The 12,355-nt window shown below is 62.0% G+C and carries 8 protein-coding genes; 5 read left to right on the top strand and 3 right to left on the bottom strand.

What is annotated here, in order from left to right:
- Positions 1 to 24 precede the first annotated feature (24 nt).
- From EOA16_RS17470 to EOA16_RS17460, 3 genes are all read right to left on the bottom strand, one after another.
- A complete protein-coding gene (locus tag EOA16_RS17470) occupies positions 25 to 1,536 on the bottom strand; it encodes a multicopper oxidase family protein (RefSeq protein ID WP_127259383.1) in 1,512 nt (503 codons plus the stop codon).
- Between the two features lie 45 nt (positions 1,537 to 1,581).
- Complete coding sequence (gene cueR, locus EOA16_RS17465; RefSeq protein WP_127259382.1) at positions 1,582 to 2,043, bottom strand: Cu(I)-responsive transcriptional regulator; 462 nt, start codon at positions 2,041 to 2,043, stop codon at positions 1,582 to 1,584.
- 67 nt (positions 2,044 to 2,110) lie between these two features.
- The gene (locus EOA16_RS17460; protein ID WP_245455962.1) at positions 2,111 to 4,642 is read right to left on the bottom strand and encodes a heavy metal translocating P-type ATPase; all 2,532 of its coding nucleotides are present in this window, start codon (positions 4,640 to 4,642) and stop codon (positions 2,111 to 2,113) included.
- Positions 4,643 to 4,827: 185 nt separating this feature from the next.
- Here EOA16_RS17460 and EOA16_RS17455 point away from each other — a divergent pair, with 185 nt between their 5' ends.
- From EOA16_RS17455 to EOA16_RS17435, 5 genes are all read left to right on the top strand, one after another.
- Positions 4,828 to 5,031, top strand: a complete 204-nt coding sequence (locus tag EOA16_RS17455; protein ID WP_127259380.1) for a heavy-metal-associated domain-containing protein — start codon at positions 4,828 to 4,830, stop codon at positions 5,029 to 5,031.
- A 91-nt stretch (positions 5,032 to 5,122) separates the two neighbouring features.
- On the top strand, positions 5,123 to 7,042 hold the full coding sequence (locus EOA16_RS17450) for a DUF4396 domain-containing protein (protein ID WP_127259379.1): 1,920 nt from the start codon (positions 5,123 to 5,125) through the stop codon (positions 7,040 to 7,042).
- 313 nt (positions 7,043 to 7,355) lie between these two features.
- Positions 7,356 to 8,192, top strand: a complete 837-nt coding sequence (locus tag EOA16_RS17445; protein ID WP_127259378.1) for a universal stress protein — start codon at positions 7,356 to 7,358, stop codon at positions 8,190 to 8,192.
- An 11-nt stretch (positions 8,193 to 8,203) separates the two neighbouring features.
- Positions 8,204 to 9,805 (top strand): MBL fold metallo-hydrolase, encoded by a 1,602-nt coding sequence (locus tag EOA16_RS17440; protein ID WP_127259377.1) that lies wholly within the window; start codon positions 8,204 to 8,206, stop codon positions 9,803 to 9,805.
- A gap of 123 nt (positions 9,806 to 9,928) precedes the next feature.
- Entirely contained in the window at positions 9,929 to 12,352 is a 2,424-nt protein-coding gene (locus EOA16_RS17435) for a phosphoketolase family protein (RefSeq protein WP_127259376.1), read from the top strand.
- Positions 12,353 to 12,355: the final 3 nt, after the last annotated feature.

The raw sequence follows: 12,355 nt of genomic DNA, 5'->3' as shown, positions 1-12,355 counted from the left end.
GTTTTGGATTGGCCCGTCCGTTGGCTACGCCTGCACGTCGACAATGCCCATCATTCCTAGCTGCTCATGCTCCAGGATGTGGCAGTGATACATTCTAGGCCCCGGCCGGTCTTGACGCAGCAGCAGGCGCACCGTCTCGCCGCGGGCGACGTTGACGGTATCTTTCCAGGCCCGATAGGCGGGCGCGCTCTTCTTGCCGTCGCGCTCATGTTCCACCACCTGGAACTGCGTCCCGTGCACATGGAAGGGGTGGTCCATGTCGGCCTGGTTAACGACCTCCCAGAGTTCGACCTGTCCTGCCTTCGAGACGACATCGACGCGGGACATGTCGAATGCGGTGCCGTTGATCAGGAACCCCATCTCCATGCCGGTTGCGTTCATGGCCATCGTCTCGGTGAAGACGAAGCGGCGGTTGACCAAAGGGGCGCCGAGTTGCGCCATTGGCCGCAGCGTATCGGGCAGCGGCGGAACCTGTTCAGCCGGCGTTTCCGAAACATTGACCGTCAGCAGCGTGAGGCCCGCATCGGCAGGCCGGCCAGCTCCCATCCAGCCGCGATCGTAGTCGAGCGTGTACAGCGTCACCGGGCCGGGTTTTTCGAAGGAGACGATCAGTTCGAGGCGTTCCGCCGGGCTGAGCAGGATGTCGTCGGCTGCAACCGGCGCCTCCAGCAGACCGCCGTCGGTTCCGATGATCGTCATCGGCGCGCCGTCGAAGGCGAGCCGCAAAAAGCGCGCGTTGGTGACATTGTAAAGGCGGAACCGCCGCTTGGTGCCGAAGGGGACCTCCAGCCTTGGGTTCTTCTGTCCGTTGACCAGCACATGGTCGCCGACGCGGCCATTCATCAGGTCGATCATGGTGTTGTCGGGCATGGTGCCGTCGGCGGCAAGTCGAAGATCGGTGAACACCAGCACCGTGTCGCCATAGGCGGCCGGAACCGGATCGGCCTTCGGCCTGACCAGGAAGACGCCGGCAAGGCCGCGATAGACCTGTTCGGCCGTCTTGCCGTGCGGATGCGGATGATACCAGTAGGAGGCGGCGCTGCCTTCCGGCAGGTCGAAGCCGTAGGTTTTCTCGGCGCCCGACGCAACCGGGTCCATCGGATTGCCGTCCTGGTCGGCGGGCACCGGCATCCCATGCCAATGGATGGTGCTCGCCTCGTTAGGAATTCCGTTGGCGAAAGTGATCTCCACGCGGTCGCCCTCGACCGCCTCGATCAGCGGGCCGGGGCTCATGCCATTGTAGCCGAGGGCCGGCGTATCGAGCCCTTCGGCAAAACGGAGCGTGGCTGGTTCGGCCGAGAGCCTCGCCTTGAACAGGCCGGGCGTGCGGGACTCGTTGACAAGGCGAGGTAGCTCCCGCAACGCTTCGCCTTCCGGCAGCGTTACTGTCTTTCCGGATGGCGCGCCCATGTCGTGACCCATGTGATCGCCCATGTCCATGCCGGGCATGTTGTCCATGTCGTCCATTTTCATCTGGGCGACGGCAGGGGCGCTCGCCAGCGAGGCAAGGCCTGCGAGGAACGTACGTCGATGCATTGCTGATCTCCTCAATCGATCATGAACATAGATGCGAAGCACGGGTCACAAAGCGTGCCGACGCCCGGCCGGATCATTGCGGCGTTTGGTCTGCTTTGGCTTGAGCAAGCCGGCCTCGTGACCGCTGGAAAGATCCTCGATAATCGGGCAATGCGGACGATCATTGCCTTTGCAATGCTCCGCCAGATGCCGGAGTGTCTTCGTCATGTCGCGCAGCTCACGCATTTTCCGCTCCAACTCGGCGACATGTTCCATGGCGATGCGCTTGACATCGGCACTGGCCCGCGAGCGGTCGCTCCAGAGCGCCAGCAAATCCGACATCTGCTCGACCGAGAAGCCGAGATCTCGCGACCTGCGAATGAACCGCAGCGTGTGGACATCGTCCTCCGAATAGACGCGGTAACCGGCACCGGTGCGCGATACCTGCGAAATGAGCCCCGTTGATTCATAGTAGCGGATCATCTTGGCCGAGACGCCAGAGGCGGACGCGGCTTCGCCTATGTTCATGAAGTTAAGCTCCTGCTGAGAATTCCAGATCAAGTGAGCCGCACCGGCACCGGTGCGACTCGATGGATTATTCGGCCGGCATCATTGCTGGTTGGCCCATTTGCCGGCGATCCTCTTCCAGCGGGGCGCGGAAGCGCTTCAGCCGCAACGCGTTCGTGAGCACGAAGACGCTGGACAATGCCATGGCCCCAGCCGCCAGCATCGGCGACAGCAGCGTGCCGTTCACAGGATAGAGCAAACCGGCAGCGACCGGTATCAGCGCCACGTTGTAGGCGAAGGCCCAGAACAAGTTCTGGCCGATGTTGCGCAAGGTCGCCTTTGAGAGCGCGATCGCGTTCGCAACGCCTGTGAGGTCGCCTGACATCAGCACGACGTCGGCGCTTTCGATGGCGATGTCGGTGCCGGTGCCGATGGCGATGCCGACATCGGCAGCCGCCAGCGCCGGCGCGTCGTTGATGCCGTCACCGACGAAGGCGACGCGGGCACCGCCGGCGCCGAGCTTCTTGACCGCGTCAACCTTGCCCTGCGGCAGCACCTCGGCAAAGATCTCATCAATGCCGACGCGCCGTCCGATTGCCTCGGCCGTGCGCCGGTTATCACCGGTCACCATCACGACCTTGAGGCCGAGGCCATGCAATGCCTTGATCGCAGCGGGCGTCGATGCCTTGATCGGGTCGGCGACGGCTATGACTGCCGCAAGCCGCCCGTCGACGGCTGCGTAGAGCGGGGTCTTGCCTTCGTCGGCGAGGCGCGCCGTCGTTGTGGCAAAGGCCGAGATATCGAGGCCGAGTTTCTGCATCATCCGATCGGCGCCGACCTCGACCCTGCGGCCGTCCACGGTTCCCCGCACCCCAAAGCCGGGAACAGCCTCAAAATCCGCGACGGCGGCGAGGGCAACGGAGCGTTGTCCAGCCGCACGTGCAATTGCCTCAGCGACCGGATGCTCCGAGCGCGCTTCCGCCGAAGCGACCAGCCTCAGCACTTCATCTTCCGGCAAGTTGCCGGCCGTGGCGAAGTCGGTCAGTTCGGGGCGGCCCTCCGTGAGGGTGCCGGTCTTATCAAGCGCGATCACAGTGGCGTCACGCAGCGTCTGCAGCGCATCGCCCTTGCGGAACAGCACGCCGAGTTCGGCCGCGCGGCCGGTGCCGACCATGATCGAGGTTGGTGTGGCCAGCCCCATGGCGCACGGGCAGGCGATGATCAGTACGGCAACCGCATTGACGAGAGCGAAGGACAGTGCGGGGTCAGGACCGAAGACCAGCCAGATGCCGAAGGTAAGCACGGCCGCGGCGATCACCCCCGGGACGAACCACGCTGTCACCTTGTCGACAAGCGCCTGGATCGGCAGCTTCGCGCCTTGCGCCGCCTCGACCATGCGGATGATCTGGGCGAGCAGCGTCTGAGAACCGACCTTCGTCGCACGGAACGTGAAGCTTCCGGTTTTGTTGATGGTGCCGCCGATGACCTCGGCGCCGACGCCTTTGGTGACAGGGAGCGGCTCGCCGGTGATCATCGCCTCGTTGACGAAAGACGAGCCTTCGACGATCTCACCGTCGACGGCAATCTTCTCGCCGGGGCGCACGACCACCAGATCGCCGCTTCGCACCTCGGCCAGCGGCACTTCCACCGTGACGCCGTCCTTGACGACATGCGCCGTCTTGGCCTGCAGCCCGACGAGCTTCTTGATCGCCTCGCCGGTGCGGCCCTTGGCGCGCGCTTCGAGAGTGCGGCCGAGCAGGATCAGCGTGACGATCACTGCCGCGGCCTCGTAATAGACGTTGGCGGTCCCAGCCGGCAGCAGGCCGGGTATGAAGGTAGCGACCACCGAATAGGACCAGGCGGCGCCCGAACCCAGGGCGACAAGCGCGTTCATGTCCGGAGCGCCCTTGAGCAGCGCCGGAATGCCTTTTCGGAAAAATCGAAGGCCGGGTCCGAAGAGAACGATCGTGGTCAGCACGAATTGCAGGCGCCAATTCCAGTCCCCAAGCGTCATCATCACCCAGTGATGGAATGCCGGCACCAGATGCGAACCCATCTCCAGAACGAAGACCGGCAGCGTCAGCACGGCGGCGACGCCGAGCACGAGGGTGAGGGCACGGATTTCGGCTTCGCGGCCACTCCGCTCCTGATCGCCAGCGGATTCGGGAGAAATAGCACGAGCCTGGTAGCCAGCCGCAGCGATCTTCTTTTCCAGCGTCTCGGTGTCGACCGCGCCGGCAATGGCGCGAACGGTGGCGCGCTCGGTCGCGAGATTGACGCTTGCGGCGACGACGCCTGGCACAGTCTTCAGGGCTTTTTCAATGCGCGAAACGCAGGAGGCGCAGGTCATGCCCTCTATGGCAAGCTCAAACGTGTTTTCGCGCGCAGCATAACCGGCGGCCGCGACCGCCGCCAGAACCGGTGCGATGTCCACCTTGCCCGAGAAGGTCAGTTCTGCTCGTTCGGTCGCCAGATTGACCGAGGCACTGGCAACGCCAGGCGCCGCCGCGATCGCCTTTTCGACGCGCCGCACACAGGACGCGCAGGTCATGCCGTCGATGCCGATCTGGAAGGTCGAGCTGAAAACCGGGACGGAGCCGGCCGATGTGGATTGAGTCATGGCATTCATGTCCTTGCAACTCCCTCGATGGGTCATCGCAGCTATAGATAAAGGTTCCCATCATGGTAAGGTCAAGGGCATTCTCTCGAGCAATCAGAAAAATGATGAAGGAGGCAGGCACGCCCTTGACCTTCCAACGGTGGGAAGCCTCATAAAGCTCCCATCGGCAACAAAGGAGAGCTGTGATGTTGAAACTGAAAGTACCCGAGATGAGCTGCGGCCACTGCGCCAGCACGATCGATAAAGCTGTAAAAAGCGTCGATCCGGAGGCGCGGGTCGCTGTCGATCTCGCATCATCGACGGTAGCGGTCGAAACCGGTGCCAGCGAGAATGCAATTTGCGAAGTGATCCGTTCGGCCGGCTACGAAAACGAAAAGCTGGCCGCCTGAGACTCTCATCAACGCGGCGGCGGGATCATTGTCCCGCGCGCCGCGTTAGTGCTTGATTGAACCGACTGGCGTGGGGGCGCAAGGTTAAATCATGTTCATCCAGCCGATCGACTATTTCCTCGCCTTCTGGTTCGTACTTGCCGCGGCTTCGACGCTCTGTGTCGGTGTCGATCAATACCGCAACAATCCCGAGCCGGTGGTGATGAAATGGGGCTTCATCCTGGTGACCCTGTACATGGGACCCCTCGGCCTGCTGCTTTATGTGCTTGCCGACAAGGAGCCTCGGCCTGGCGAGCACGAGGATTTCACCAAGCCGCTTTGGAAACAGGGCGTCGGCTCGACCATCCACTGCGTGGCCGGTGACGCGACCGGCATTATTCTTGCCGCCGTCATCACCGCGACGCTCGGCCTGCCGATGTGGATCGATCTGATTGTCGAATATCTCGCCGGCTTTGCCTTTGGCCTGTTCATCTTCCAGTCGCTATTCATGAAATCGATGATGGGCGGCACCTATTGGGAGAATGTCCGCAAGAGCTTCCTGCCCGAATTCATTTCCATGAACTTCATGATGGCCGGCATGGCGCCGGTCATGAGCTTCCTGATGATGGGGCGCGACATGCGCGCCATGGAGCCGACGGAACTGCTGTTTTGGGGCGTGATGTCGCTCGGCGTCATCGCCGGGTTCACGCTGGCCTATCCGGCCAATGTCTGGCTGGTGGCACGCGGCCTCAAACATGGGCTCATGACACAACGGGACGAGGCGGGAGCCCGGCACCGGCCTGCCACAGAGCAGCGTGCTTCGATGCTGATGCAACACCAGCAGCATCAGGCCGCCGCCGCCGCCGATCACCGAGGGAAAGGCCATGACAATCAAAGTGCCGACCACGATTCCCATCAAATGGAGACGGATGCCACGACGCCGCAGATCGCAGCCCTCGGCATGGTCTCACTGGTAGCGCTCGCCATCGGCATGATCGCACCGGCGAACTGGCTCAACATGACGCTCTCGGCGCGCGATGTCGGCGGGGCCATCATGCCCCAAGGCATGATCATGGACCGCGACACTCCGGCCGACACGATGCGCGACATGGCAGCGGTCGATCCGCGCGGTGTGAAAACGTCCTACGACCTTGCCGCCAAAGGCGACCAGGACCTGCCATTCCGGATCCAAAACGGCGTGAAAGTCTTCGACCTAAGGCCGTCGGTAATCGGTTGGCACATCCTGCCAAATGTGACCGTAGACGGCTATGCCTATAATGGCGAAATTCCCGGCCCGCGCATTCATATTCGCCAAGGCGACCGAATCCGGGTCAATGTCACCAATGCGCTGCCTGAGGAGACAACAATCCACTGGCACGGCATGATCCTGCCGAACCAGATGGACGGGCCGGCGGAGATCACACAGCCGCCGATAGAGCCGGGCCAGACCTATTCCTATGAGTTCACCGCGACCCAGCACGGCACCTATTTCTACCATCCACACGCCAAGCCGGACCGAACGCAGGCGCTTGGCCTCTACGGCGCGATGATAATCGATCCGGCGAACCCCGCCGACGAAGTTGCGGCCGACCACGACTATGTCATCCAGTTGCAGGAATGGCTGCTGCGGGAGGGCCTGACCTATCCTTCGATGCCGATGGACGGCGGCATGCCGAACTTCTTCACCATCAACGGCAAGGCCTATCCCTCAACCGAGACCATCCATATGAAGGTCGGCGAAACCTTGAAGGTGCGCTTCATCGGCACCAACAATGGCTTCATCCACCCCATGCACATCCATGGTGGCCCGTTCGAGGTGGTGGCGCGCGACGGTGAGACGATCCCTGCTTCGGCGCGGTTCCTCGCCGACACGATCAATGTCGGGCCGGGCCAGCGCTACGACGTCGTCTGGAAGGCGCGCGAGCCCGGCAAGTGGCTAATCCACTGCCATATCCCGCATCATACGACCAATAACAACGTTGAGGAGAAGGGCGGTGGCGGGCTGATGGTGGTCATCGACGTGGTGTCTTAGGCAACCAGATTGAGGTCAGCAGTCGGAAGAGGGTGCATTGCCGGCTCGCACACCAAATTGATGACTGCATTGACGTTGAGGCTTCCGAATGTTTCGCGCGGATGTGCTGTCCCATCATCGGCTGAGCGACTTGGCTACTTGCGGGGTCAGAAACTTGAATCTCTTCGAAATCCCCCGGATCGATGAAGCTGTGAATTACGAATTCGCCATTGACGGCCCGCATTTGCGCTAGGTCAAAGCTCGTCTCGTCCATTGCGACTACAGGATGTTGCAAAGGATGGCAGTGGGCCGTCCGACGATGGAGACGATCCCAATGAAGCTGATGGCTTCTCTGTCCTTGGCGACGTATCCAGACGCGAGCTCCTCGAAAATCGGAGCGAACGCGGTCGCTCTCGTCCAGCAGATCGACGCGGCGCTGCATGCCGTTGCCATCAATGTCGACATCCCCGACGTTTCGAACGCGCTCTCAAACTACTTGCTGGACCTTCCCTACAAGATACAAGAGGTCGAGGCGACCAGCCGCAAAAGTGGCAAAGACCTGCTCAAGGCAGTCACCCAAGAGGCCGCGCGCGGGGGTGTGACCCTCACCACGCAGGAGTTGACCGCACCACCGGCCCTGATGGGCGATGTTGCCGCGAACCACTCCCGCTATTTCGATGTCTGCCTGGTCGGCTGGGCGCCTGCCAACCAGACGGCGCGAATGCTAGCCGAGGCGATACTGTTCGGCTCGGGTCGACCGACCCTGCTTCTTCCCGACTCCCAGGACGTCGAGGTCCTTGGACATGTCGTTATCGCCTGGGACGGCAGCCGAGTGGCTGCACGGGCTGTTGCCGACGCGCGGGTTTTTCTCGAACTTGCCTCGATGGTCACCGTCGTGACCGTGACCGACGAAAAGCCGCTTCCGGGGCAGGGCATCGGCGAACGCCTTGCGCTGGGCCTGAGGATGCGTGGTCTGGTGGCCGAGGCCGTCTCTATCCAGGCAGGGGACAGTTCAATCGGAACGGCGCTTCAGGAGCATGCTCTCAAGATCGGCGGCAACCTGCTTGTCATGGGCGGATATGGTCACTCCCGCATCAGGGACTTCGTGCTTGGCGGTGCCACCGAAGGCATTCTCGCGGATCTGCGCCTGCCTGTTCTGCTGTCGCATTAGGTTGTGGCGAGATGACAGGCGACACTGATCCTATCCTGCGTTTCCACGGCGCGGCCCATGGCGTCACCGGCTCATGTTATGAGATCGAGAGGCCGCATTCGCGCATCCTCATCGACTGCGGCCTATTCCAGGGGTCGAAGTCCGAACGGGAATTGAACTATGGTGCGTTCCCGTTCCCACCGGAAGCGATTGACGCCGTCATCCTGACGCACGCGCATATCGACCACAGCGGCCTTCTGCCGAAACTGCTCAAACAGGGCTTTTCTGGTCCGATCTATACGACCCGCGCCACCATTGATCTTTGCTCGGTCATGCTGCCGGACTCGGCGCATATCCAGGAAATGGAAGTGGAACACCTGAATCGTCGCAACGCGCAGCGCGGGCGGCCGCCCGTCGAGCCGATCTACAGTCAGCAGGATGCCGCCGCGTGCATGACATTGTTCCGGGCTGTTGAATACGGCGAATGGACCACCGTCGCCGAAGGCCTCCGCGTCCGCTTCTGGAACGCTGGCCATCTACTCGGTTCGGCATCTGTCGAGCTGGAGATCGACCGACACGGTGCGCCGCTGCGCATCATATTTTCGGGCGACATCGGTCCAGGCCACAAGCTGCTCCAGACCGATCCTGAAGGTCCAGCCGGGGTGGACTATCTGATCTGCGAATCGACCTACGGAGACAGGGACCGGCCCGATGTCTCGCCCGAGCAGCGGCGATCGCAGCTCGGCGACGTGGTGCGTGGCGCCGCCGATCAACATGGCCCGCTGATCGTTCCGTCCTTCGCAGTGGAGCGCACGCAGGAACTGCTGGTCGATCTCCATCTGCTCATGACGACCGGCGCCGTGCCGACAGCTCCAGTCTTCGTCGACTCGCCGCTGGCGACGCGCGCCAGTGCGATTTTCGAGCGGCACGCCAACGAAATCGAACAGGGTGACGTGCTGCGCCAAGCTCTCAACTCGAAGGAACTGCGCTTCACAGAGACGGTGGAACAAAGCAAGGCGATCAACCGCCTGAGCGGTTTCTTCGTGGTGATCGCCGCCAGCGGCATGTGCGATGCGGGGCGTATCCGCCATCATCTCAAGGCCAATCTCTGGCGCAGGAACGCCACGGTGATGATGGCCGGATATCAGGCCCAAGGGTCGCTCGGGAGGATCCTGCTCGACGGCGCGCAGCGCGTGCGCATCCAGGGTGAGGAAGTCGAGGTCAAGGCACACATCAGCCTGTTCGACCTCTATTCCGGCCACGCCGACGCCAGTGAACTGGTCGCCTGGCTCAGGGCCCGAACTCCGGTGAGGCAGCAGGTGTTCCTGACGCATGGGGAGGAGGCTGGACTCAACGGCCTGCGTGGCAGGCTTGCAGGACTGATACCCGAAGACAGGATCATTATCCCGAGGCTAGACGATGCTTTCCAATTGACCCCCGGTCGCAGTTTGCCGGTCGAGGTCAACGAGCCCCGCCGTCTGAAGCCGGAAAAGATTGCCCGCCTCGACTGGCACAATGACCTTTCAAAGCTTCTCCTCGATATCAATGAGGCGGTCAGCGCCGCAGCCGACGAACGGGGTCGCGCAGCGATGATCAGGAGGATGCGCAGAGCGCTAGAGGACAAGGACGCGTAGGGGCCGCGAAGCGATGAACTGAACGCGCGCGAGCGCGTTGGTGTCCATTCGCTGCAGATCGACGAACACTGGCTCATGTCGCAGTCCAGGCGACAGGGTGCTAACAGACGATGGGAGCCGGACATGACCGAGCATAACACAATACCAGCTTCCGGCGACCGGCTTTCAGAGCGCCAGCTGCGCGACATTGATGCCTATTGGCGCGCCGCCAACTATCTGACGATCGGCCAGATCTATCTGCTCGACAATCCGCTGCTGCGCGAACCGTTGCGGCTGGAGCACGTCAAGCCGCGTCTCCTCGGCCACTGGGGAACGTCGCCGGGTCTAAGTTTCATTTACGCGCACCTTAACCGCGTCATCCGCCTCAGGGACACGAATGTGATCTACATCTGCGGCCCCGGCCATGGCGGCCCGGCAATGGTGGCGAACACTTATCTCGAGGGCACGTATAGTGAGCTCAATCCCGATATTTCGATGGATGAGCAGGGAATGCGCAAACTGTTCCGGCAGTTCTCGTTTCCCGGCGGCATCCCGAGCCATGCCGCACCAGACGTGCCCGGCTCGATCCATGAGGGCGGCGAGCTGGGCTATTCGCTTTCGCATGCCTATGGCGCCGCCTTCGACAATCCCGATCTGGTCGTTGCCTGTGTTGTCGGTGACGGTGAAGCGGAAACAGGGCCACTCGCCACCGCATGGCATTCCAACAAATTCCTCAACCCCGCGCGCGACGGGGCGGTTCTGCCGATCCTGCACCTGAACGGCTACAAGATTGCCAATCCAACCATCCTGGCCCGCATTCCCGAAGACGAATTGCGGTCGCTGTTCGTCGGCTACGGCTATGAGCCGTTGTTCGTAGAGGGCTATGAGCCGGCCCTTATGCATGAGCGAATGGCGAGCGTGCTCGACGATGCGTTTGATCGGATCCAGGTTATCCAGCATGCGGCACGCAACGGATCTGCGGCCATCGCGTCACGGCCGAGATGGCCGATGATCGTGCTGCGCAGCCCCAAGGGGTGGACGGGGCCGAAAGAGGTTGACGGCCTGAAGACCGAGGGCTTTTGGCGGTCCCACCAGGTTCCGTTGTCAAGTCTTGCGGAGAACCCCGCCCATCTCAAGCTGCTTGAGGAGTGGCTGAAAAGCTACCGCCCAGAAGAGCTGTTCGATGCCGCCGGCGCTCCTGTCGCCTCGATCAGCGCCACGGCACCGCAGGCATCAAGACGGATGAGCGCCAACCCGCATGCCAATGGCGGCCTGCTGCGCAGGTCTCTCGATCTGCCGGCGTTGCAAGATCACGCGATTGCGCTCGGGCGCCCTGGCGCCATCAAGGCCGAGTCGACGCGGGTTATGGGCAGCTTCCTGCGTGATGTCATGCAGTTGAACGAGGCCTCGAAGAACTTCAGGATCGTCGGCCCGGACGAGACTGCCTCAAACCGCCTTCAGGACGTGTTTGAAGTGACCGAGCGTGGCTGGATGGAAAAAACCCTGCCCGAAGACGTTCATCTCGGGCGTGATGGCCGGGTGCTCGAAATCCTCTCCGAGCACACCTGCCAGGGCTGGCTGGAGGGCTACCTGCTCACCGGACGCCATGGCCTGTTTTCCTGCTACGAGGCGTTCATCCACATCGTCGATTCCATGTTCAACCAGCATGCGAAATGGCTGGATGCTTGCCGCGACATCCCTTGGCGGCGGCCGATCGCATCGCTGAATTATCTGTTGTCGAGCCATGTCTGGCATCAGGAACACAATGGCTTCAGCCATCAGGATCCCGGCTTCATCGACGTTGCTCTCAACAAGAAGGCCGATGTCGTGCGGGTCTACCTGCCGCCGGACGCCAACACCTTGCTGTGCGTGACCGACCACGTGCTGCAGACATGGAACCGCATCAACGTCATCGTCGCCGGCAAGCCACCGTCATGGCAGTGGCTGTCGATGGACAAGGCAATCGTTCACTGCAGGGCAGGGATCGGCATCTGGGACTGGGCGTCGACACATGATGGGGCTGAGCCTGACGTCGTAATGGCTTGCGCCGGCGATGTTCCAACCCTCGAAACTCTGGCCGCCGTGCAGATCCTCAGGCAACAGGTTCCTGATCTCAGGATCAGGGTGGTCAATGTCGTCGACCTGATGACGCTACAGCCAAAGGAATATCATCCGCACGGTCTGTCGGATCGCGATTTCGATGCGCTGTTCACCGCCGACAAGCCGGTCATCTTTGCCTATCACGGCTATCCCTGGACGATCCACCGCCTGACCTATCGACGCACCAACCATGACAACATCCATGTCCGCGGCTACAACGAGGAGGGCACGACCACGACACCCTTCGACATGACGGTGTTGAATGGCCTCGACCGGTTTCATATCGTCAAAAGCGTCCTCGACTGGGTTCCGCGATTGAAGAGCATGCGGGTCGGCCTGAAGCAGGCGATGGACAGCAAGCTGCTTGAACATCGAGCCTATATTCGCGCCCATGGACAGGATATGCCGGAGATCCTTGAGTGGAAGTGGGAACAGGATCCTGATGCGGCGCCGAAGCGTCCGGATTGATCG

Source organism: Mesorhizobium sp. M7A.F.Ca.US.008.03.1.1 (genome assembly GCF_003997495.1).
In the GTDB taxonomy this organism is placed as follows: Bacteria; Pseudomonadota; Alphaproteobacteria; order Rhizobiales; family Rhizobiaceae; genus Mesorhizobium.
This window is presented reverse-complemented; position numbering and strand designations above follow the sequence as displayed.

What these genes read in the sequence shown, in the direction of transcription:
- EOA16_RS17470 (WP_127259383.1), bottom strand. Translation starts at nt 1,536, where the DNA reads ATGCATCGACGTACGTTCCTCGCAGGCCTTGCCTCGCTGGCGAGCGCC.
- cueR (WP_127259382.1), bottom strand. Translation starts at nt 2,043, where the DNA reads ATGAACATAGGCGAAGCCGCGTCCGCCTCTGGCGTCTCGGCCAAGATG.
- EOA16_RS17460 (WP_245455962.1), bottom strand. Translation starts at nt 4,642, where the DNA reads ATGACTCAATCCACATCGGCCGGCTCCGTCCCGGTTTTCAGCTCGACC.
- EOA16_RS17455 (WP_127259380.1), top strand. Translation starts at nt 4,828, where the DNA reads ATGTTGAAACTGAAAGTACCCGAGATGAGCTGCGGCCACTGCGCCAGC.
- EOA16_RS17450 (WP_127259379.1), top strand. Translation starts at nt 5,123, where the DNA reads ATGTTCATCCAGCCGATCGACTATTTCCTCGCCTTCTGGTTCGTACTT.
- EOA16_RS17445 (WP_127259378.1), top strand. Translation starts at nt 7,356, where the DNA reads ATGAAGCTGATGGCTTCTCTGTCCTTGGCGACGTATCCAGACGCGAGC.
- EOA16_RS17440 (WP_127259377.1), top strand. Translation starts at nt 8,204, where the DNA reads ATGACAGGCGACACTGATCCTATCCTGCGTTTCCACGGCGCGGCCCAT.
- EOA16_RS17435 (WP_127259376.1), top strand. Translation starts at nt 9,929, where the DNA reads ATGACCGAGCATAACACAATACCAGCTTCCGGCGACCGGCTTTCAGAG.